Origin of the sequence: Candidatus Methanomethylophilus sp. 1R26 (genome assembly GCF_001481295.1) — an archaeon.
GTDB lineage: Archaea > Thermoplasmatota > Thermoplasmata > Methanomassiliicoccales > Methanomethylophilaceae > Methanomethylophilus.
This window is the reverse complement of record NZ_LOPS01000017.1, coordinates 36,279-57,197: the sequence shown is the minus strand read 5'-3', so window position 1 is coordinate 57,197 and position 20,919 is coordinate 36,279. Positions and strand designations below refer to the sequence as shown.

The 20,919-nt window shown below is 62.7% G+C and carries 25 protein-coding genes and 3 pseudogenes; 3 read left to right on the top strand and 25 right to left on the bottom strand.

Annotation, left to right across the window (positions count from 1 at the left end; genetic code table 11):
• Window positions 1-8: 8 nt before the first annotated feature.
• From AUQ37_RS03740 to AUQ37_RS03695, 11 genes are read right to left on the bottom strand one after another with little or no spacing between them, the layout of a single operon-like run.
• Window positions 9-2,027 carry an NADH-quinone oxidoreductase subunit L gene (locus AUQ37_RS03740; RefSeq protein ID WP_058747453.1) on the bottom strand — a complete coding sequence of 673 codons (2,019 nt, stop codon included), beginning with the start codon at window positions 2,025-2,027 and terminating at the stop codon, window positions 9-11.
• Between the two features lies 1 nt (window position 2,028).
• A complete protein-coding gene (gene nuoK / locus AUQ37_RS03735) occupies window positions 2,029-2,331 on the bottom strand; it encodes an NADH-quinone oxidoreductase subunit NuoK (RefSeq protein WP_058747452.1) in 303 nt (100 codons plus the stop codon).
• On the bottom strand, window positions 2,318-2,626 hold the full coding sequence (locus AUQ37_RS03730; RefSeq protein WP_058747451.1) for a hypothetical protein: 309 nt from the start codon (window positions 2,624-2,626) through the stop codon (window positions 2,318-2,320). The genes nuoK and AUQ37_RS03730 overlap by 14 nt, the downstream gene beginning before the upstream one ends.
• Window positions 2,619-2,942, bottom strand: a complete 324-nt coding sequence (locus AUQ37_RS03725) for an NADH-quinone oxidoreductase subunit J (protein ID WP_058747450.1) — start codon at window positions 2,940-2,942, stop codon at window positions 2,619-2,621. The genes AUQ37_RS03730 and AUQ37_RS03725 overlap by 8 nt, the downstream gene beginning before the upstream one ends.
• A complete protein-coding gene (locus AUQ37_RS03720; protein WP_235584900.1) occupies window positions 2,942-3,688 on the bottom strand; it encodes a 4Fe-4S binding protein in 747 nt (248 codons plus the stop codon). Before AUQ37_RS03720 ends, AUQ37_RS03725 begins: the two co-directional genes overlap by 1 nt.
• Window positions 3,685-4,245, bottom strand: coding sequence for a complex I subunit 1 family protein (locus AUQ37_RS12925; RefSeq protein WP_201013719.1), 561 nt, complete (start codon window positions 4,243-4,245; stop codon window positions 3,685-3,687). Before AUQ37_RS12925 ends, AUQ37_RS03720 begins: the two co-directional genes overlap by 4 nt.
• On the bottom strand, window positions 4,242-4,874 hold the full coding sequence (locus tag AUQ37_RS12920; protein ID WP_201013718.1) for a complex I subunit 1 family protein: 633 nt from the start codon (window positions 4,872-4,874) through the stop codon (window positions 4,242-4,244). Before AUQ37_RS12920 ends, AUQ37_RS12925 begins: the two co-directional genes overlap by 4 nt.
• A gap of 6 nt (window positions 4,875-4,880) precedes the next feature.
• Window positions 4,881-6,122: an NADH-quinone oxidoreductase subunit D gene (locus tag AUQ37_RS03710; protein ID WP_235584899.1), complete on the bottom strand. Its 1,242-nt coding sequence runs from the start codon at window positions 6,120-6,122 to the stop codon at window positions 4,881-4,883.
• Window positions 6,113-6,595: an NADH-quinone oxidoreductase subunit C gene (locus tag AUQ37_RS03705; RefSeq protein WP_058747449.1), complete on the bottom strand. Its 483-nt coding sequence runs from the start codon at window positions 6,593-6,595 to the stop codon at window positions 6,113-6,115. Before AUQ37_RS03705 ends, AUQ37_RS03710 begins: the two co-directional genes overlap by 10 nt.
• 9 nt (window positions 6,596-6,604) lie before the next feature.
• Window positions 6,605-7,168 (bottom strand): NADH-quinone oxidoreductase subunit B, encoded by a 564-nt coding sequence (locus AUQ37_RS03700; RefSeq protein WP_058747448.1) that lies wholly within the window; start codon window positions 7,166-7,168, stop codon window positions 6,605-6,607.
• Window positions 7,159-7,455: an NADH-quinone oxidoreductase subunit A gene (locus AUQ37_RS03695; RefSeq protein ID WP_201013717.1), complete on the bottom strand. Its 297-nt coding sequence runs from the start codon at window positions 7,453-7,455 to the stop codon at window positions 7,159-7,161. Before AUQ37_RS03695 ends, AUQ37_RS03700 begins: the two co-directional genes overlap by 10 nt.
• A 220-nt stretch (window positions 7,456-7,675) precedes the next feature.
• Here AUQ37_RS03695 and proC point away from each other — a divergent pair, with 220 nt between their 5' ends.
• The gene (proC, locus tag AUQ37_RS03690) at window positions 7,676-8,482 is read left to right on the top strand and encodes a pyrroline-5-carboxylate reductase (RefSeq protein WP_058747447.1); all 807 of its coding nucleotides are present in this window, start codon (window positions 7,676-7,678) and stop codon (window positions 8,480-8,482) included.
• A 77-nt stretch (window positions 8,483-8,559) separates the two neighbouring features.
• Here proC and AUQ37_RS12170 read toward each other — a convergent pair whose 3' ends face one another.
• The 13 genes and pseudogenes from AUQ37_RS12170 to AUQ37_RS03645 form a co-directional block, all read right to left on the bottom strand.
• Window positions 8,560-8,901, bottom strand: coding sequence for a hypothetical protein (locus AUQ37_RS12170; protein ID WP_235584898.1), 342 nt, complete (start codon window positions 8,899-8,901; stop codon window positions 8,560-8,562).
• Window positions 8,898-10,319 carry a TIGR04190 family B12-binding domain/radical SAM domain protein gene (locus AUQ37_RS03685; RefSeq protein WP_235584897.1) on the bottom strand — a complete coding sequence of 474 codons (1,422 nt, stop codon included), beginning with the start codon at window positions 10,317-10,319 and terminating at the stop codon, window positions 8,898-8,900. Before AUQ37_RS03685 ends, AUQ37_RS12170 begins: the two co-directional genes overlap by 4 nt.
• Window positions 10,297-10,857 (bottom strand): polyprenyl diphosphate synthase, encoded by a 561-nt coding sequence (gene uppS, locus AUQ37_RS03680; protein WP_235584911.1) that lies wholly within the window; start codon window positions 10,855-10,857, stop codon window positions 10,297-10,299. The genes AUQ37_RS03685 and uppS overlap by 23 nt, the downstream gene beginning before the upstream one ends.
• The gene (locus AUQ37_RS10815) at window positions 10,845-10,994 is read right to left on the bottom strand and encodes a hypothetical protein (protein WP_201013716.1); all 150 of its coding nucleotides are present in this window, start codon (window positions 10,992-10,994) and stop codon (window positions 10,845-10,847) included. Before AUQ37_RS10815 ends, uppS begins: the two co-directional genes overlap by 13 nt.
• 93 nt (window positions 10,995-11,087) lie before the next feature.
• Entirely contained in the window at window positions 11,088-12,050 is a 963-nt protein-coding gene (locus tag AUQ37_RS03675) for a DUF1743 domain-containing protein (protein ID WP_058747446.1), read from the bottom strand.
• Window positions 12,051-12,098: 48 nt separating this feature from the next.
• A complete protein-coding gene (locus tag AUQ37_RS03670; RefSeq protein ID WP_235584910.1) occupies window positions 12,099-12,713 on the bottom strand; it encodes an RNA 2'-phosphotransferase in 615 nt (204 codons plus the stop codon).
• Window positions 12,710-13,590: pseudogene (locus tag AUQ37_RS13525) on the bottom strand (bifunctional 5,10-methylenetetrahydrofolate dehydrogenase/5,10-methenyltetrahydrofolate cyclohydrolase). Before AUQ37_RS13525 ends, AUQ37_RS03670 begins: the two are co-directional and overlap by 4 nt.
• Window positions 13,591-13,682: 92 nt before the next feature.
• Entirely contained in the window at window positions 13,683-14,522 is an 840-nt protein-coding gene (locus tag AUQ37_RS03660; protein WP_235584894.1) for a polysaccharide deacetylase family protein, read from the bottom strand.
• Window positions 14,519-14,869: a hypothetical protein gene (locus tag AUQ37_RS12155; protein ID WP_235584909.1), complete on the bottom strand. Its 351-nt coding sequence runs from the start codon at window positions 14,867-14,869 to the stop codon at window positions 14,519-14,521. Before AUQ37_RS12155 ends, AUQ37_RS03660 begins: the two co-directional genes overlap by 4 nt.
• Complete coding sequence (locus AUQ37_RS12150; RefSeq protein ID WP_235584893.1) at window positions 14,830-15,801, bottom strand: hypothetical protein; 972 nt, start codon at window positions 15,799-15,801, stop codon at window positions 14,830-14,832. Before AUQ37_RS12150 ends, AUQ37_RS12155 begins: the two co-directional genes overlap by 40 nt.
• A 49-nt stretch (window positions 15,802-15,850) precedes the next feature.
• A pseudogene (locus AUQ37_RS12915) lies at window positions 15,851-16,003 on the bottom strand (molybdopterin dinucleotide binding domain-containing protein); the annotation flags it as partial.
• Between the two features lie 26 nt (window positions 16,004-16,029).
• Window positions 16,030-17,280 carry a RuBisCO large subunit C-terminal-like domain-containing protein gene (locus tag AUQ37_RS03650; protein WP_058747445.1) on the bottom strand — a complete coding sequence of 417 codons (1,251 nt, stop codon included), beginning with the start codon at window positions 17,278-17,280 and terminating at the stop codon, window positions 16,030-16,032.
• Between the two features lie 76 nt (window positions 17,281-17,356).
• Window positions 17,357-18,253, bottom strand: a pseudogene (locus tag AUQ37_RS03645) (ribose 1,5-bisphosphate isomerase); the annotation flags it as partial.
• Window positions 18,254-18,387: 134 nt separating this feature from the next.
• Here AUQ37_RS03645 and AUQ37_RS10810 point away from each other — a divergent pair.
• Window positions 18,388-18,978 carry a hypothetical protein gene (locus tag AUQ37_RS10810; RefSeq protein WP_201013714.1) on the top strand — a complete coding sequence of 197 codons (591 nt, stop codon included), beginning with the start codon at window positions 18,388-18,390 and terminating at the stop codon, window positions 18,976-18,978.
• Between the two features lie 8 nt (window positions 18,979-18,986).
• The gene (locus AUQ37_RS10805) at window positions 18,987-19,889 is read left to right on the top strand and encodes a hypothetical protein (protein WP_201013713.1); all 903 of its coding nucleotides are present in this window, start codon (window positions 18,987-18,989) and stop codon (window positions 19,887-19,889) included.
• Here AUQ37_RS10805 and AUQ37_RS03635 read toward each other — a convergent pair.
• Window positions 19,867-20,763 (bottom strand): class I SAM-dependent methyltransferase family protein, encoded by an 897-nt coding sequence (locus AUQ37_RS03635; RefSeq protein WP_058747444.1) that lies wholly within the window; start codon window positions 20,761-20,763, stop codon window positions 19,867-19,869. The two genes, AUQ37_RS10805 and AUQ37_RS03635, sit on opposite strands and share 23 nt — an antisense overlap.
• Window positions 20,764-20,919: the final 156 nt, after the last annotated feature.

Here is a 20,919-nt window from a genome sequence, read left to right as displayed (position 1 = left end):
GACGTAGATCATGCAAGAGTGAACAGCGCAAGCGCGACCACTCCGCCGATGACCACACCGGTGTAGGTGTGGACGTTCCCGTTCTGGGCCTTAGACATGAGGTCTCCTCCGCTGATGACAGCGTTGGAGAGCCCGTTGACGGTGCCGTCGATGACGTTCCTGTCGAAGTAGTCGACTCCCAGAGCGACATCGTATCCGAGCTTCCAGGCGACCTGGTCGTAGATCTCGGGCAGGTACCACCTGTTCTGCAGGACCCTGTAGAGCCTGGAGGTGCCGTTCTTGCTGAACTTCCCGGGGTCGATGCTGCGCTTGTCGTACATGCAGTAAGCGAGCGCGATGGCGCAGAGGACCAGGATGATGGTCAGGTAGGTCTTCCAGTTGGTGAAGAGCTCTTCGACCCAGTGGAATCCCATGTCGGCCTCCCCGCCGCCGACCTTCCAGCCGGAGGATCCGAGGGAGATGGTGAACACGCCGTCCCATCCGAACAGGAGGGTGTAACCGAAGGCGAATGCGAAGAGGGACAGGACCAGCAGAGGCATGGTCATGCAGCGGGGCGCGTCGTGCTCGACGGCCTTAGCGTTCTCCCTGGGCTCGCCCCTGAAGGTCATGAACCAGAGCCTGAACATGTAGAAGGCGGTCATGAACGCGGTGACGACTCCGAGGAACCAGAGGAGCAGGAAGCACCAGCTGGTGATGTCTGCAGTGTCGTTGAACGCGTCGAAGGCGACATCGAGCACGAGGTCCTTGGACCAGAATCCCGCGAAGAACGGGAATCCGGCGATGGACAGGGCACCGATGAGCATGGTGGTGGAGGTGTAGGGCATCTTCTGCTGCAGGCCTCCCATGAGGCGCATGTCCTCGGTCCCGGTCTCGTGGATGACGGCACCGGAGCAGAGGAAGAGCAGGGCCTTGAAGAAGGCGTGGTTGGCCATGTGGAGCGTTCCCGCGGTGTATCCGAGGGCGCCTGCGGCCATCATGGCCGTGTCCCCGGACTCGATCCCGAGCGCGAAGAGGTAGCCTCCCGCACCGAGCGAGAGGAACATGTATCCGAGCTGGGACAGGGTCGAGTAGGCCAGGACCTTCTTGATGTTCATGTTGTTCATCGCCATGGTGGCGGTGAAGAAGGCGGTGACGCCTCCGATGATGGCCACGAAGAGCATGACCTCGCTGTTCATTGCGAACAGCGGGAAGCAGCGGGCCACGAGGTAGACACCGGCCTTGACCATGGTTGCGGCATGGATAAGGGCGGAGACAGTGGTGGGGCCGGCCATCGCATCGGGCAGCCAGTCGAGCAGCGGGAACTGAGCGGACTTGCCGATCGCACCTCCGAAGATGAGGAAGGAAGCGAGGGTGAGCAGGCTCTGGTCCGCGGCCTCGAGGTTGTCCATGTTGAAGACGACCGAGTAGTCGAGGCTTCCCATAGCGTAGGCGAGGACGAACAGGCCTCCCATGAGGCAGACATCTCCGGCCCTGGTGACGAGGAACGCCTTCTTAGCGGCGGATGCCTTCTGGGGCGCTTCGGGGTGGTTGAATCCCCAGAAGCCGATGAGCAGGTAGGAGCAGAGTCCCATGACCTCCCAGAAGATGAACATGGTGAGCAGGCTGCCGGAGACGGCGAGGCCGAGCATTCCGGTGAGGAACAGGGAGACTTCAGCGAAGTACCTCCTCTTCCTCTCGCCCTGGTCGCCCATGTATCCGAGCGAGTAGATGAAGATCAGCATCGAGATGAACGATGCGAAGAGCATCATCAGGCAGGACAGCGAGTCGATGTAGTAACCGAGGTTGATGTCCAGGCTCCCGATGGAGAACCAGTGCATGCTGCTCTCCACAGCGTGGGGATAGCTGTCTCCCAGCCAGTATTCCGCAGAGACGAGGGCCGCGTAGACGAAGGCGAAGGCCGCACCGAAGATGGTGAGGTATCCTCCGTAGTGCTGCTTAGGGCCCATGTACCTGCCGAAGAACCCGACGATCAGGAAGCACAGCATCGGGACAAGGGGAACAAGCCAAACAAAGTCTATGAACTCCATCTTACCACCTCAGCTGGTTGAGATCGTCGGTGCTGACGGTCTTTCTCATCTTGTAGGCATTGAGCATAATGGCGATGCCGACAGCGACTTCGGCGGCGGCCACCGAGATCGAGAAGATCACGAAGACCTGTCCGAGCGCATCTCCGGAGTATGCGGAGAACGCGACGAAGTTGATGTTGGCGGCGTTGAGCATGAGCTCGATGCACATCAGGACGACGATGGTGCTGCTCTTGGTCATGATGCCGTAGGCTCCGATGACGAAGAGGATCGCTCCGAAGAAGAGGAAGAACTCAATTGGAATCATCTTTCTCCACCTCCTCCCTTGCGATGCATATGCCGCCGATCATAGCGGCGAACATGAGCGCGCCGAGCACGAGCAGCAGAGGCCCGTAGGTCTCGAGCACACCGTAGTTGAGCGAGCTGTCGTCGACAGTGTCGGTTCCGCCATTGTCGATGACGACGTCGTCGTACGGGATGGACTGAGGCTCATCATCGAACCCGAGGGGGCTGTCGTCCCACTCGTTGACGACGATGGCGAGCCCGAGGACGATCAGAAGGGCGGCGGCCAGCCCTACGGCTGCAGCGGTCCGCTTATTCATCGGAATCATCCTCCATGATGTACCTGCGGGTCAGCATGATGCTGAACGCGAACAGGACAGTGATTGCGCCTACGTAGACCAGTATCTGGATCACGCCGATGAACTCCGCTTCCAGGAAGAAGTAGGCCACACCGACGCAGAAGAACACGAGCGCGAGATAGAACGCGCTGTGCACCGGTATCCTGCTGGTGACAACGGCGACGGCCGCGGCGATGGCGATGGCAGCCAGGCAGACGAAGGCCACAAGGTCCGCGTTCCCCCAGATGAACACGCCGAAATCGACGAGCCAGTCCCAAATCTCAGTTAATATTCCCATCACAGCACCTCCTTGATGTGCAGAGCGTCCTTAGGACAGTCGTCCACACAGTTGCGGCAGCAGACGCACTTGGCGTCGTCCACCTCAGGCCATAGGATGGGGCGCCCCTTGGCGTTCTTCCCGTGCTCCACCATGGTGATGGCGCCGACGGGGCAGACCTTGGAGCATTTCCTGCAGCTGATGCACTTGGAGGACTCCAGCTCGGGGCGGTCGGTCCTGAGGGGGTCGATCCTCCTCTCGCCGTTCCCGTTCTTGAAGTCGGAGATGAGCGTCTCCTCGAGCTTGACCTTCATTCCCTCGGTCGTCTTGTCGTAGGCGAGCCTCCTGGGTCCGTAGATGAGGTCGGACCTGGTGAACTCGGCGAGCTCGACGATGGGGCTGACGGTCATGGCATCGACCGGGCAGTACTCGGCGCAGTAGGCGCAGAACGAGCAGCGGCCCATGTTGATCTGAGGCCTCTTGACGGGCTTGCCCTCGTCATCAGGGGTCTCGACCAGGATGATGGCCGCGCAGGGGCACATCCTGGCGCACATCCCGCATCCGATGCATTTATTGAAGTCCAGCGCCGGGCGTCCGCGGTAGTTGTCGGGCTCCCAGAGCGACTCATACGGATAGAGCACGGTGACCGGTCTGTGGATGGTGGTCCTCACGAGCAGCCTGCAGCATACCATGATGGGCTTGACGATCCACAGGTCCTTCCAGTTGCGGTGCCTTCCGTCCCTGTATTTCTCGTAATATTCGCTCAACAGAACACACCTCCCATTCTGAACATGAGAACTATGATCAGGTTGACGATCGAGAGGGGCATGAAGACCTTCCATCCGAGGTTGAGGATGGTATCGGTCCTGACACGGGCGGTTCCGAGCCTGAGCATGACGACCAAGAAGAACACTCCCCAAGTCTTGAGCAGCATGACCATCTCGGGCACGGGCCACCAGAGGTCCCATGCGTTGAGGTCTATGAAGGGCAGGGTCCAGCCTCCGAGGAAGAGGATGACGAAGATGCTGCAGGAGCAGGCGCCCCTCAGGTAGTCTCCGAGCATGATGAGACCCCACTTCATACCGCCGTACTCGGTCTGCCATCCCTCGACGAGCTCGGACTCGGCCTCAGCGAGGTCGAACGGAGAACGCTCGGACTCGGCAGCGGCGCACATGAAGAAGGACACCGCACCGATGCACTCGGGGATGATGAACCAGACATTGTCGTACTGGGCAGCGACCAGCTCGTTGATGTTGAACGTGCCGGCGAGCAGGCAGGTAGCGGCGATGGTGATGAGCATCGGCACCTCGTACGCCATCATCATCTCGCGGCACGGATACCGCCGATGAGGGCGTATTTGTTGTTCTGGGACCATCCGGACACCAGGATGAACAGAGGGGCCAGCGCGTAAAGCGCCATGATGATCAGCAGACCGGTGCCGTAGTCGACCACGAACCACCTGTTGGACAGAGGGATCATGCAGTCGATGAGGACGGAGGTGCCGACGATGAGGGAAACGGTCCACCAGTATCCCATCTTGTCGATGCGGGTGGAGGCGATGTTGTCCTTCATGAAGGTCTTGAAACCATCGGCGACGCACTGCAGGAATCCCCACATGCCGATCATGGTTCCGCGCCTGTCCATGCCCCTTCCGAGGACCTTACGCTCCTCCCATAGGGCTACCAGGACGGCCAGGAAGGCCACCGCGAAGATGACGATCATGAAGATGACGAGCGCGAAGAAGTTGCTGGTGCCGTCGCAGACGAGCCACTCGGACACAGTGTTCCCGGGGAACAGCAGGTCGAGGAGCCATGCGAGAGTGCCGCCGATGATGTCCCAGAGCTTCAGGGAGATGTCGTACGGCAGGTTGTAGGCATCGCCGAACGGGTAGAACTCGTTCGACATGGGGTCCGGATAGTTGATCCAGTCGCGGATAGAGACGTAATCAGCCATTTTGGATCACCGGTCCGTCTCTCCGAGGCACATGTCTATCTGGGCCATGATGACCGGCACATCTGCGATCCTGCACCCGGTGCAGAGGTCCTTCGATGCCGACACATTGACGAAGATCGGGCTGCGCACCTTAAGCCTATAGGGCTTGTCGGTGCCGTCGGACACGAGGTACATGGCGGCCTCGCCGCGGCAGTCCTCGATCCTGCAGAAGGTCCTCCCTTCCGGAACATTGGTGGGCGCTTTGAGCCTGTAGGGGGCGTTCTTGCCGAGCTCCCTGACCTTCTCCATGGCCTCCCTGATGATCCTGGTCGCCTGGAACATCTCCTCGACCCTGACGAGATACCTGGAGTAGGAATCTCCCGCGGTCTGGCAGGGGACATCGAAGTCAATCTTGTCGTAGTTGTCGTAGGGGTCGTCGCGGCGGACATCGAAGTCGATCCCGGTACCCCTTGCGGCGGCGCCGGTGATGCCGAGGTTCGCGCACCTCTCCCTGGTCAGGATACCGTTGCCGATGAGCCTGTGGGTGAAGGTGGAGTTGTCGTCGATGAGCCCGATCATGTCCCAGAGGGCCTTGTCGAACCTGTCGCAGCACCTGATGATATCCCTGTCGAAAATGTCGGTGGTATCGTTCCTGACACCGCCGATACGGGGGTAGTTGGTGGTCATACGGGCTCCGCAGAGCCTGATGTTCATGTCCATCCAGAACTCCCTCTCCCTGGAGGCCCAGAGGAATCCAGTGTAGTTACCCAGATCGGTTCCGATGGCCGCCAGCCACATGAGGTGGGACTGGAGACGGTTGATCTCGTCGGCGATTATCCTGATGTACTTCGCCTTCTCAGGCACCTCGATGCCGAGGGCCTTCTCGACGGTCATACAGTAGAGGTGGGTGTAGGTCATCGAGGCGGCGTAGCAGAGACGGTCCGCCATCGGGATGATCTTGGGGTAAGTCCTGTTCTCGACCTCTTTCTCCCATCCCCTGTGAAGGTATCCGACGATGGGCTCGGCATCGGTGACCATCTCACCGTCGACCTGGATCTTGAGGGTCCAGAGCCCGTGCGAGAACGGGTGCTGGGGGCCCATGATGACCCACATCTTGTCGGTGTCCATCTTCTGGGTCTCCGCCTGGAATATCGCTTTGGACTCCTCTTCCTTGAGGGCGCCCTGCGCGATAGCGGCGGCATCGAGCTTCCCCTCTTTGTCGACGGGGATCTCCTTGTCATCTTTCTTAAGCCATGCCATCAGTCCCATCCCCTGAGCTTGTACGACTTCCTGAACGGGAAGAACTCGTAGGTGTCCGGAGTGAGGAGCCTCTCGAGCTTCGGGTGGCCGTCGAATACGATCCCGAAGAGCTCCCAGGTCTCCCTCTCGTGCCAGTTCGCGCCGCCCCAGATGTCGGAGACGGTAGGAACGTGCAGGTCGTCGTTGGGAACATCGATGGTAAGCTCGACGACCTCTCCTTTGTAGTTGGTATAATTGCTGATGTGGTAGACCACCTGCATGCGGTCCTTCAGGTCGACGCCGATGACGGTCGAGCAGTGCTCGAAGTTCAGCTCGTCATGAAGATACTGGCACACAGCATGGATGTTCTCGCGGTCGGTCTTCGCGTAGACCCTGCGCACCTCGGTCTTGGTGACCTGGATGTGCCCGGGGAACTTGGACTCGAGTCCTTTCTGGATCTCGGGCTCCCACGTGTCATCATGTTCGCGTAGTTCTGCAGCCATTTGCGCACCTCAGTTCTTGAGGAAGGCTCCGCGCCTGAAGTAGCTGTCAATCTTCTTCTGGAGGAGCATGAACCCGTCGATCATCGCATCAGGCCTGGCAGGGCATCCGGGGATGTAAAGGTCCACCGGGACGATCTGGTCCAGACCCTGGACGGTGTTGTAAGAGTCATACCAAGGCCCGCCGGAGATGGCGCACTCGCCCATGGCGACTGCCCACTTCGGGGAAGGCATCTCCTCCCAGAGCCTCCTGAGGTGCGGGCGGATCTTCTTGGAGATCCATCCGTTGACGAGAAGGATATCGGTCTGCCTGGGCGACGACCTGTAGATCATCCCGTACCTCTCCGCGTCGAAACGCGAAGCGGACGCCTGGGACATCTCAAGCGCGCAGCAGGCGAGCCCCCAGTGCAGAGGGTGCATCGAGTTCTTCATGGCCCAGGACCAGATAGGTCCGGTGAGCTTGTCGATGGTCCTCCTGGTGCCGGAGCTCATGAGGTCGTTGATCATGGCTGTGGACCAGCTCATGAACTCGTCCGCGCTCATGGCGACGGCGTGGGGGTAGAGGCTCATATCCATATTTTCTCCTCCTTCTTGAGAGAGTACACAACGCCCATCAGCAGGATGCCGAGGAATATGAGAACGTAGCAGGTGGCCGCGTCCGACAGACCGTCGAACGCCACCGACCAGATCAGAAGGAACGTGACCACGAGGTCGAATACCACGAATATCAGAGCGAATGCGTAGTACTGCAACCTGAACATGATGCGCGTATCCCCGATCGGGACGGAACCGCACTCATATGTCTCCTCAGTCCACTTGGATGACCTCGCAGGCCTGATGAGCCTGGAGACCAGCCATGCCAACGGCGCGAATCCGAGGGAAATAATCCCCACGAATAGTAATGGCAGGTAGCTTAAGACTAGTGACATTGGTTTTCGCGATGCCTTCAACGTATATAATAAGGAACGCGGGAAATGCCAACTTCCTTTATAAATGGCAATTAATAATTGAATTTAATTTATTCTAAATATTCGTTTAAGAATCCATGAAAATATTATAAGAAAGCGCACCGCTGGGAAGGGCATGGCATACAGGATCGCTTTCATCGGGGCCGGCAGGATGGCTGGGGCCATGATCGGAGGGCTCCTCTCCAAAGGGGTCTACAGAAAGGATGAGATCGCAGCCTGCGCCCCCACGCAGGCCACTCGCGACCGCATGTCCCAGACGTACGGGATCAGCATGTACGGGTCCGCCAAAGAGCTCGAGGGCTCGGCCGACGTGTTCGTGCTCGCCGTGAAGCCGAAGAACATCGGCCCCCTGTTCGCCGAAGAGGGCACGGAGCTGAAAGAGGGAAGCCTCCTCATCAGCATCGCAGCAGGCGTGAAGATGAAGACGCTGGCAAAATACGCTCCGGGATGCAGGATCGTCAGGGTCATGCCCAACCACTGCTGCCTGGTGTTCGAGGGCGCTTCTGGGTATGTGATGGGCCCCGGATGCACCGATGCGGACAGGGGCATCGTTAAAGGCATCCTCGAGGCCACCGGCAAGGCAGTGGAGGTCAGGGAAAGCGACCTCGATGCCGTCACCGGCGTATCCGGAAGTTCCCCCGCGTTCATATATATGTTCGCTGACGCGATCATCAAAGCAGGGGTCAAGTACGGCCTCAGCGAGGAGCAGTCGAAGATCCTGGTCGCCCAGAGCCTCATCGGCTCCGGGAAGATGATCCTCGAATCCGGGATGTCGGTGGAATCGCTCATCGACGGCGTCTGCTCTCCGGGCGGGACCACCATCGAAGGGGTCAAGGTGCTCCGCGAGGGCGGGCTCGATAGCCTGACCGAGAAGTGCATCGACGCCACCGTCGCCCGCTCGATAGAGATGGGCAGAGAGTGAGGAACTCACCGTCAATCTCATATGTGCCAGGCACGAGAAATCTGAAATCTTTTCAATGGGCCCGCGGGGGCAGGGATTCAGCGCTTCCCGCGGACCAGCCCCTTGAGGAGCCCGTAGGCTATCCTCGGGACGTTGCTCCAGACCGAGCCCGAGCGCCAATCAAGGTCGTTCTTGTCGGTGATGGTGCTGTCCATCATCCTGACCCCTTCCTCCTTGATGTCCCAGAGCTTGGAATCGCGCTCGGCCGGATCCTTGATTTCCATGATGCGGTCGATGCGGTGCATGATGTCCCTGGCCGTCTCGGTACGGGCGTTCCTGGCATCGGCCTCCTCCTTCGTTATCCTCCCGGACCGGCATTCGGCATCGGTCAGGACCACGGCGGCGTCGTAGGAAGCCTCTCCGATATCGTCGCGCGTCATGCAGTCCGTCTCGTAAGAGAGCACAAGCTTCCACGAGGGGCTGTCCAGCAGCTTCCTGTGGTCCTCCAGCGTCCTCGCGCGGAGCCTGTATCCCCATTTCTCCGGCTCCTCGACGCCCGGCTCCCGGGATCGACGAACGGCGCGAAGGGGGAATCGTAGATGAACAGCCCGTCATCCTTCCCGACCAGCCCCCAGAGGTGCTCGGCGGCCTCGGCGGTCCCTATAGCGGACTCCCTGGTCTGATGGGGGAGGCCGGTCATGAAGAACAGGTCCAGCCGGGAGCAGCCCGAGGCGAAGGCCGCCGGGATCGTGCTGTCTATGGCGGCGTTGGTGTACCCCTTCCCCATGCCCAGGCGGACCGCCTCGTCGTACGAGTCGGGGGAGAACTCGATCGACCAGCCTCCGGGGAAGGACCTGTCGATCTCGCTGAAATGATCCCTGCCGGCCCCGCCGAACAGCTCGATGACCACATGGTTGTCGATATCCTCCTCCCTGACGGCCTTCAGGAAACGGGAACGGTAGTCCGGGCCCGCCTGACGGATGTCCCCCACGATGAATATCGGAGCCTTGAGGTAATCCGAGATGCCTGCCATGTCCTCCGCCAGCTTCTCCGGGCTGCGGAAGGCGGGATGATGCCGGCCGCACACCTTCTGGTTGGCATAGCGGGAGCCTCCGCATTCGGCGCACCCCACGGAGCATCCGCGGACAGTGAAAACGGACGTCAGGGGGACCTGCGCCCAGGTCCGCCAGGGCAGGGACCCGGCGATGTCCATGGTCCGCATCACGCCCTTTATCATGACCCCGTAGTCGAATATGACGCTGTCCAGGTCGTCCGGCACATAGGTGAGGCCGTTGTCGTGCACAGCGCCGCCCGCATCCTTCCATACGAGGTTCGGGACGGAGGAGAGGTCCTTCCCCTCGGACAGCGCCTCCATCATGCGGACGGTGGGCTCCTCGGTGGCGTCCCCGCGCATGACCAGGTCGACCTCCGGGCGCTCGATCAGCTCTTTCCAGAAGTACGAGGAGGTGAATCCTCCGAGCTCGGTCCGCGCATCCGGATGGTGCTTCTTGACCAGCTTGGCGAGCTCCAGCGCCCCGTGGGCATGGGGCATCCAATGGAGGTCGATGAAATAGACGTCGGCGTCGAGGCCGGCGATGCGCTTCTCCGCGTCGAACTTGGGATCGGAGAGCATCAGGTTGGCGATGTTGACGATCCTGGTCCTGAAGCCCGCCCTCTGCAGATGGGCCGAGATGGTCATGAACCCGATGGGGTACATCTCGAAGACGGGGGACGAGGGGATTACGTCGCTGACAGGCCCGTAGAATATCGGTTTCTTCCGGAAATCGTACACGCTCGGCGCGTGGAGCATCACGGCATCGTAATGTGCCAGATGCTCATCTCCCGTAGCGCCGGACACGTGCCTGGTACGACCTGATGGCCCTCATCAGGTCGATGCGCCTGAAACCCGGCCAATAGATGTCGGTGAAGTAGAGCTCCGAATAGGCCAGCTGCCAGAGGAGGAAGTTGGAGATCCTTATCTCCCCGCTGGTCCTCAGGATGAGGTCCGGGTCGGGGATGTCGGAGGTGTACAGGTGCTGAGACAGCATGTCCTCGTCGATGTCCTCGGGGGATATCTCGCCCGCCTGCACCTTCCTGGCTATGCTCTGGACGGCGCTGATGATCTCCTGCCTGCCGCCGTAGGCCAGGCATATGCTGAAGGTGAAATCGCTGAAGGCGGCGGTCTTCGATTCGCAGTACTCTATGGACTCCCTGACGGATTCCGGCAGGAGCTCGCGGTTGCCGAGGACGCGGATGCGGACGTGGTTCTTCACGATGCGCTCGTCGTCGGCGATCTCGCGGATGGAGTCCGCCGCCATGCCCATAAGGAACGACACCTCGTCCTCCCCGCGGGAGAAGTTCTCGGAGGAGAACGCGTACACCGTTATGTAGCGGATCTTGAGGTCGAGGCACCAGTCCAGGAGCTCGCGGATCTTGCGCTCGCCGGCCCTGTGGCCTCATCTATGTCGTCGCCCAGGAACTCCTTGGCATACCTGCGGTTGCCGTCCATTATGATGCCGATGTGGTTCGGCATCGGGCCTCCCCTGATCTCCTCCTCCAGCTTCTTCTCGTAGGTGGAGTAGACCTGCTTGGTGACGATCTTCGGAACTTCCGTCCGCGTTCCCCCTCAGTGCACTATGTCCGGAAAATCCTCGGGGACCCCGGCGCATTCCGGCCCCAGGTCGGCGCAGCCGATGGCGGCCACGGCGCCGATGGTGCCGCCTTCGCCGGTGATGCTTATGATCTGCACCCCGTGCTTCTCCGCCATGGCGACCGCTTCGGAACGGTCGACGAGGACGGTCTTGCACCTCCATGCCCAGGAAGTCAGCTCCTTCGGGACCTCCAGCCCCTGGAACACCGTCATGACCGCGTCCTCGGAGACCGACTCTTTCTTCAGGAACCCGTAGCAGTACTCGATGAGCTTCTGGACCTCGTCCTCCCTGACGGCGAAGGACACCGCGGTGGAGCAGCAGTTGGTCGTCTTCGTGGGGGACCTGGGGTTGAGCTGGATGATCTTGTGCTCCATGAAGTGCCCCACGGGGGTGTTCACCGCCATCTTCAGCGCGGACGCCCATGTGGCCCCTTTCTCCTTGGTGTCGGTGTCGTCGACGCCTATGACGACGCGGACCAGCTTGGGGGTGATGATGTCGACGTGGGCGGTGTGGCCGCCCCCGATCTTGAAATCGTCCGGGTACTCGGTGCGGATGACGTCCTTGGACTGGGGCAGGCAGGCCCCGATGCCCACCGAGGCCCCGGCGATGCCGTACCAGGTGGTGCGGACCTCGTCCCCTTCGATCTTCACGGCGCGGAGCCCCTGGCCGCCGAGGTCGGCGGAGACAGGGCCGAACCTGAGGTCCTTCTCGCCGATCCCCACGTCCATGGTGATGACCGTGCCCTCCATGCGGATGTTCTCGATCATCCCGCCGGTGCGCCTGCGGTTGCAGACGTCCCATTCCCCCGGGCCGCGGGCCATGCAGGACTCGATGATCCTGGCCTTCCCTGCTTTCTCGTCCACTATGGTGAGGAAACCCCTGTTGAAGAGGGGACCGTATTTCGCTCTTACCTGATCTGGCGTGAGTACTGTAACCATCTCAATCAGTTCCTTCGTTATTTCCGGACGGCCCTTCGTCCGATGCCTTCAGGCATTCCGGCGGGACCCTGTCGCAAGTGCATACCGTGTCCGATGCCTTCCCGACCGGGAAGCCGGCGGCGGCGCATGCCGCGGGGTCGATCTCCAGCAGCAGCACCTTCCCTCCGCCCAGGCGGACCTTTCCGGCCGCCATCGCCTCTTCCGGGGTGGAGGACAGGTGCACCCTGGCCCTGCCGGTCGGCATGATCCCCGTCTCCAGGACTGCGGCCTCCTCCTCTTCGGACACCGGATAGTATAGGATGGGCGGGACGCCTCGGACGGGAGCCTGAGGTCCACGTCGATCGTGTGCCCGTAGGTGGCCCTGATGCGGTCCCCCAGCACCTGGTAGCGCCCGCGAGGGTCGGTGGCGGCGATGGCCAGGAAATGCCTGCCGGTGAGCCAGCCCATGCGGCCCCCGCCCCTGGCGGCCGCGGCGATGTCGTCTGCCGACACATAGCCGTCGGGCGACATCTCCAGGCCGTACTTCCCGTGCCTGAGCACGGCCGCCATGAGCCTCCCGAGACGGTCCGTCTCGATATCGCTCAGGACCAGGCGGCCCTCGGCCCCGCAGACGGGGCAGGAGTCCCCGCGGAACGGGCCGTGCTCGCGGCACTCCGATATCATCGCCACTGCCCCTCCGCGGCCTTCACCGTGTTGGCCATCAGCATGCAGACGGTCATCGGGCCCACCCCGCCGGGAACCGGGGTGATGTACGATGCCTTCTCCTTCACGGCATCGAAATCGACATCGCCCACCAGCTTCGTGCCCTTGGGGGAAGACGGGTCAGGCACCCTGTTGGTGCCGACATCGATGACGACGGCGCCTTCCTTGACCATGTCCGCGGTTATGAAATTGGGCTTCCCGACGGCGCAGATGAGGATGTCCGCGCTCCTTGTCATCTCTCTAAGGCACTCGGAGCGGGAATGCAGCACGGTAACGGTGGAATTGGCGTAGTCCCTGTTCTGCATCAGGATGGCGGCCATCGGCTTGCCGACGATGTTGCTCCTGCCCACGATGACGACATGCTTCCCGCTGGTCTCGATCCCGCAGTGTATCAGCATCTGCTGGATGCCTCCGGCCGTCGCCGGCAGGAAATGGGGGTCTCCGATGAACATGTGGCCGACGTGACCGGATGGAAGCAGTCGATGTCCTTGTCCGGGGAGATCGAATCGAGGACGTACCTCTCCTCGAACCCCGGGGGCAGGGGCAGCTGGACGAGGATGCCGTGCACCGAACGGTCGTCGTTCAGCTTCATGATGCGCCCCAGCACCTCCTCCTCGGAGGCAGATGACGGATAGGTGTAGTTGACCGCCCTGATGCCGAGCTCTTCGCACTTCCGGTTCTTCGTGCGCAGGTAGACCTTCGACGCGGGGTCGTCCCCGACGGCGATGAGCGCGATAGTCGGCTCGATCCCGCGGTTCTTGAGGGCTGCGATCCGGACACGGAGGTCCGCATAAATGCTTTCGGAAACCTCCTTCCCGAGGATCAGTTTGGCGGTCATCCCATCCGCCTATACGCGCGCCCGTTAAGAAGTTAGCGCAGGCACGCGCGCATGCCCGGCGGCAGGCCTGCCGGACGTCGCATACCACGCTGTCATTCGGAGTCCGCGCCGTCCGAGGGGCCGGGGTTCATGTAGGCGTCCGAGGCCGCATCGGAAAGGGTTTCCGGCTCAGCGCCCGCATCCATCAGCGCGCGGAGGACTTCGGACACGAAGTCCAGCTCCTTCTGGGAATCCTCATCCGAACGGACGCCGGAAGCACGGGACTCACGTATGTGCCAGACATGGTCCGCGAGCACCAGGGTGCCGTCCTCCGGAACGCTCTTCGCCAGGAAGGAGTAGTCCTCCGGGGGGCGCTTGCCTTCATGCATCGCCCAGAAATACCCGGACATGGCCCCGCCCTCCGGTCCCGTGCCTTCTGTCACCGGGACCTCGGCAACATAGCCGGGGAGCGCGAACGGGAAGGACCCTGGCCCGGAGGCGTACATCGACGAATCGGTGAGTATCCCCGTCCCGGTGTCCCTCAGGAACGCCGCGACGGCCTTGGGCTGATGCATGTACGGGGCGCGGAACGCCGAGGGCGTCCTGCCCGTGACGTCCTTCACCGCATCGAACCCGTGCCTCACGGCGGCGGCCGCCTCCGCCCTCGGGATGCGGTGCGTCAGGTTCTCGTGGTCGTACCCGTGGATGCCCAGCTCGAAACGGTCCAGGCATCCCATCTCGTCCTTCAGGGCCTCGGCCGTGCGGCCCTCGCAGAAGAAGGCAGCCGGCATGCCGATGCTGTCGAGCATGTCGGCGTAGCGGGCCAGGGCCCATCCCGAGGACGAGAACCTCGGGGCGGTGCCCTCCCCCCGGTCGGCCGATCCCGCCTCGGTCTGCCCCGGGACCTCGATGTTCGCGTCGCGGTCGAGGTCCACGGTGAAGACGAGCTTCATCTCGCCTGCATCGAGGCGACCCTTTTGATGAGCATCCCCTCGATGTCCACCGGAGCGTACCTCATGGCCAGCTCCCTGCCGCGGGCGAGCTTCGCCTCGTTGTCGGCGTAAAGGCTGAAGAGCACCTCGCCCTTCTCCACCCTCTGGCCCTTCTTCTTGAGGATCAGCAGGCCGGCGCCCTTGTCGTTGGGGGCCCCGAGGGCCTTGGCCACGGCGACCAGGTCCTTGTTGTTGAGCGAGTGCACGTACCCGGCCTTGTCGGAGGCTATGTCGGCAGTGTACTTCCCGGGGACGAGGTCGTCGGCCTTCAGGTCGGGCCTGCCGCCCTGGGCCTGGACGATCTCCATGAACTTCTTGTGGGCCGCCCCGCTCCTGAGCAGCTCGGCCGCCTTCTCCTCCCCGTTCTGGAACCCTGCCATCTCCAGCAGGATGCCGGCGCATTCGCACGCCTTCTCGATGACGGACGAGGGATGCTCCGCGCCCTCCAGGATGCGTATGCACTCCCTGGCCTCCAGGTTGGGGCCGATGGCGGAGCGACGGGCTGGTCGCCGTAGGTTATGGCGCACTCGATGTGCATGCCGAGCTTCTCCCCCAGGTCCATGAAGTCGCGGGCGTAGGCCCTCGCATCGTCCAGCGTCGGGACCTTGGTGCCGGCCCCTGTGGGTATGTCGACCAGGAGGTACTTCGCGCCGATGGCGAGCTTCTTGCTGAGTATGGATGCCAGCATCTGGGCGCGGGGGTTGATGCCCAGCGGATGCTCGACCTTGATGACGATGTCGTCCACGGGAGCGATGTTCATGGCCCCTCCCCATACGAACGCCCCGCCGACGGTCTCCCCGATCTCCTTGAGCTTCTCGGCGGACACCTCGATGTTGCAGAAGGTCTCCACGAAGTCGGATGTCCCGCAGGCGCTGCTGATGGCGCGGGATGATGTTTTGGGGATCATCAGTCCCGCCGCGGCGCAGATGGACACCACGATGGGGGTGATCTTGTTCCCGGGGACGCCTCCCATGCTGTGGAAGTCGTACACCGGGCCCTTGTCGAACCTGATGACGTCCCCGGTGTCCACCATGGCCCGCGCGAAGGCGGCGATCTCGTCGATGTCCATCCCGTTGATGTACAGGGCGGTGAGCCAGCTGGAGATCTCGATGTTGGAGAGGCTGCCCGAGTAGATGTCGTTGACCACCGCGCGGATCTCGGTCTCGCTGAGCTTCTGGCGGTCCATCTTCCGGCGTATGGTGCGCACGCTCTCCGGGCTGGGCGAATAGGACACGTCCACCTCGCCCCCCGTCGGCGGCGCCGATGCGGGCGATGACCGAGGCCGAGAGGAGCACGGTCCCGGGGGAGATGAACTCGTCTGACACCATCAGGATGACCGCGATCGAGTCCTTGGGGCCGGAGATCCTCACGCGGTCCCCGTCCTTGACGCCGACGACCGCGCAGTCCTTGGGGTCCATGCCGGCGGCCATGACGCCGGCCATGACGTCGACCTGCTTGACCTTCAGCTTCATCTCGATCCCCACTTCGCAAGGGCTTCGCGGAGTTCTGCATGGTCCGCGGCGTATTCCGCCAGAGGCACGCCCGAGAAGGCCGCATCCACTGCCTGGCACATTGCGGCCGCACCGGCACGGACCCCTCCGGGATGGCCGGCCACGCCGCCTCCTGCCTGGATCTGCACCTCGTTCCCGGTGGCCGCGATCACATCCGGGACTATCCCGGGGAACATCCCGCCGGAGCAGACCGGCATGACCTTCCTGAACGGGAGCTCATCGCCCCTGCACGCCTCCAGGCTCTTCCTGCCGCCGGCGATGTCCCCTTCCATCTTCCCGACCCCGAGGGTCCCGATATGGAGGGCGTCCCCGCCGCACATCCTGACCAGTTCCGCGAAGACATTCATCGCCACCCCGTTGAGCGGGTCCTTGGTGATGGCCGCATGCATGGTCCGGTGGACGTGGATGGGCACCTTGATCTTGGGGTCCTCGGCGACCGCTTGCAGGGCTCCGAACCCGCTGGTCAGGACATCGACCATTATCTCCCTGGCGCCCCAGGACTGCACGTCCTCGGCCAGGCCGACGATGTCGTCCGCGTTGGAGCTGATGTTGATGGCGTGCATCATGTGCCCGCCTTCCTCATCGACCCTGTCCAGGGCCTCGGCGACCGCCTTGGTCCTGGCCTCGATCGGGCAGAAGGTCTGGTCGACGAGGGTCTCGTCGTCCTTGCCGTTGGTGAGCCCGCCGACCCCCGCTTCGTAGACGTATTTGGCGGTGTCCTCGGGCGACAGCCCGATCTTGGGCTTCACGATGGTGCCGACCAAGGGCTTCTCGGGCCTCTGCAGCATCTTCCTCATGCCCTCGCTCCCGAACTTCGGACCTTTGAAGTGCTCCTTCAGGAACTTCTGGGGGAACACGGCGTCCTCCAGCCTGATGCCCTTCACGGCCGCCAGCCCGAAGAGGTTGCCGGCGATCACCGAGAGGATCTGCGGGACGCCGCCGTACCTGCCGGAGAAATCATCCACGGGGAAGGCGATGACGATCCTGTCCCCCTCGATGGAGGTCACCCTGCCGGCGTATTTCTCGAAGACGTCGTCTTTGAGGGTGGACAGCCCCGTCCAAGTCCCGGTCGACTGCTCGGCGGCCACTGCTTCGGCCGCCTTCTCCATCGGGAGGTCCGTGGTCACACGGTAGGTCGCGAACACATACCCTTCGGGGTCGAGTTCGGCCCCGAGGTCGAGATAGCTGTAAGATTTGTAAGATTCCATTCTGGCACCTCTTTATTGATCGATCGTTTCGCCTCTGCCGGCATCGCTGCTTCCGCAGCGCCCCGCCCAGCTGTTCGGCCATGACACCGTACACCGAGCCGGGGGACATGATCCCTATCTCGGTGATGATGCTGTCTATGTACTTCGCAGGAGTGGTGTCGAACACCGGGTTGAAGACCTTCACTCCCTCGGGGATCTCCCCCGGGCGGACGATCTCCCCGATGTCCCTCTCCTCGATGGTCACAGCGTCGCCGAAGAGAGTCTTGGGCGAGAACTTGTAGGTCTCTGCGCACACGTTGAACTCCGCCCTCGCCTCGGCGGCCGCCATCGCCACCTGGGACGTGCCGATCTTGTTGATCAGCGTCCCGGACGAGGTGACGGTATCCGCGCCGACGAAGACGCGGTCGACCTTCTGCATCACGGTCCTGACCGCGCTGTCGATGATGAGGGTGACATCCTCCGCCCCTGCGTTCTTCAGGTCGCGGACGGTCAGGATCCCCTGCCTCCACGGGCGGGATTCCGTCGCGTACACCTTGACGTCCTTCCCCTGGCGGATGGCCTCGGCGATCACGCCTATGGCCGCGCTGCTGTTGCAGTGGGTCATCAGGACGTCGCCGTCCTTGATCCTCTTGGCGCCGAACTTGGCGATGGCCTCGACCGCCTTCTCGGAATCCTCGGCGAAGCGCCTCCCGTTGTCGATGACCGACTGCCGGGCGCCCGCGAGGTCGGATGCGGAATCGACGTCCCGGATGGTGGCGTGCACGCCGTTCCACAGCGAGACCGCCGTGGGCCTCGATCCCAGAAGGATATCGGCCGCCTTGGAGATGTCCTCCCTGAACGACCCCAGGTCAGAGCCCTGGTACGACTCCGCATAATCGGCCAGGGCATTGGCCCCGGCGCGGGCGATGCGCCCGGCTCCGCGGACGCGCATGCTCCGTATATCGTCCGCCGTGGCGGATATGATGTCTTTCACGCCCACCGTATCGGCCTAGGACGTAAATATAGGCTGGGAAACGCGCCTGCGGCCGCCTGTGCAGATGGTCCCGGCCGCAATTGCCCCTGGATGCAGTCATATTGTTTTTACGTGCGTCTTCCGATGCAGGCAGCATGGCAGAGAAGAACAAGCGCCTGCACATCAGAGGCGTCAAGCAGCCTTCCAAGAGACTGGAGGACGATGTGATAGGGCGCGCTAAGGACCTGGCCGACAACCCCGGGCTCCTCAGGCCCCTCTGCGCCGGGAACTGCAGGAAATGCGTCTTCGACAAGGTGTTCAAGGACATCGACAAATACGCGAAGTACCGCGGCGACGAGCAGGCGCTCATCAAGATGGCCTCTAAGGGCCTCGACAGCATGGCCAAGGCCTACGCCGGCACCATATCCGTCGCGGCCGCCGGGAAGGTCCCGCTTATGGCCACGGCCGTCATCGGCGGCCAGAGGGTGCCGTACGTGGTCAGGGGGACGGTGCCGGCCCCCCTGCTCATCGGGTGCCAGCACTACGACGACCCGAAGCTGAGGCTGCTCTATTACAACGGCCTGATCAAGAAGCAGGGCCTCCACCTCTACTCCTGGGGGGACAAGTCCGTCTGCTCCGATGCCCCCAACATGCCGGAGGACTACCTCTACGACACCTGGTGGGAGACCCCCTACAAATTCGACGGCGACGGGATCGACTGCGGCCATGAGGCAACGTCTCGCTGAACATCGGCGTGAAGTCCTGCGGATGCACCATCCACATATGCTCGGACTGCGCCAAGGATGTCTCCACGCTCGCCTACATCGTGTCCAGGCTCTCCGCCGAGGACCCCCTGGACGACATCTCGGTCTGGGTCCAGAGCAAGTACCACTCTGAGGGCAGCGACGGGAAGCATGCCGTCACCGGCGACCAGCTGAAGCAGTACATGCTCGGCAAGACCACCGACCGGGCGCTGATCGAATCCGTCCGGAGGAGCGACCTCTCCGACCTGGCGTCCAGCGGTTCGCTGACCCTCATCTCCGGGGACAGGAACTACGGCTCGGACCTGGACTCGTTCATCTCCGGCCTCTCCGGCACCGACGGGGAGAAGGAGCTCCTGAAGAGCTTCCTCTCCGGGAACCCCAGGTCCGTGGTCATCAAAAGCGGGAAGGCCTCCGAGGCGGTCGCCGGGCTCTGGAGCGCGGATTGGAAGGGCCTCATAGCGGCCGCCACCTCCGCCGAGTTCGCCGAGAGGTACTCGGAGATGCCCAGGCTGCCTGCGGCCGACGCCATCGCCGAGGCCCGCAGGGCGTTCATCTCCAAGGACGTCATCGAGGACCTGCCGGCCTTCCGCCGCCCCGGGCCGATGACCCAGGCGGCCGATTCCCTGGCCAAGGCGGCGAAGGTCGGAGGGCTGACGATGGTGGAGGAGACCGCGGCCGGGATCCCCATGAGGGATTCCAAGTCCAAAGGGCTGGCCGCCGGCTTCGCGCTCGCCTGCGGAGGCTCGGTGCCTGCATCGTTCTCCAAGGACGAGAAGGAGTTCGCCGAGTTCCTGGTGCCGTTCATAAAGCAGGTGATCGGGGCCTCCGGCGAGAAGTACCGCGAGGACATGAACACGCTGCTGATGGCGCTCAGCTGCGGCGAGAAGGTCTGAACCGCGCCGATCGCCGGACGCGGACGTCGGCGACGTAATGGGATACCGACGGCGCGAACGACTTGACCTCGCGGATGCCGAGGACCTCGTACCCGTCCTCCCCGAAGACCTCCGAGAATATCCTGCGCACACGCTCATCCTGGACGCCCACCGGGAAGGTGTCATGGTAGTGTATGATGCACCCCGGCTTGGCCAGTTCCCTGGCCTTCGGCAGGAACTCCGAGGTCGTCTGCACATACCCCATGAGGATCCTGTCGGCGAAATGCGCCCCGGGTATGGCGCGGTTGTCCCCGAGCATGGGTATGACCGTGCCCTCCACGCCGTTGAGCTTGATGTTCTCGAGCAGGAAACGGTAGGAGTCCGGGTTCTTCTCGCAGGCCAGGACGCAGCGGGCGCCGGCGAACCTGGCTATCGGGAGCGTGAAGTAGCCTATGCCGCAGAACATGTCCACGACCGTCTCCCCGGCGCAGTCCAGGCGCTCCATGCGGCGCCTCTCCTCCAGGTTCCCGGAGGCGAACATCACCTTGGTGACGTCGTAGCTGTACCTGATGCCGTTCTCGGTCTTGACGGACTCCCCGCCTTCCCCGTAAAGGAGGCGCATATCCGGCAGCCTGAACTCGCCGGAGACACCGGAGACGTCGGCAAGAACGGATCCGGCGCCCAGGGCCTCGGCGTAGGCCTTCCCGATCCTCTCCCCGTACTGGAACAGGCTGGGGCCCAGCTTGATCGTCACCGCCGAGCCTGCCCTCTCCCATTTCTCCGGCAGACGTGCCAGGTCGTAAGCGGGAAGATCGGACAGGGCCTCGCGGATCCTCTCCATGGGGGGACGCGATGCCTCGGAATAGGCGTCCCCGGAGAGGATCTCCAGCCCCATCGATTCCGCGTCGCGAGCCTCCCCTCCTTGATAGGGACCAGCCTGAACCCCTGCCCTCCCGTGATGCGGGCGCCGGGTCCGCGATGCCCGAAGAGAACAGCCTGGGTATGATGTCGGAGGCCCTGTCCGAGGGGACCTTCGCCTGGAGGACCTTCC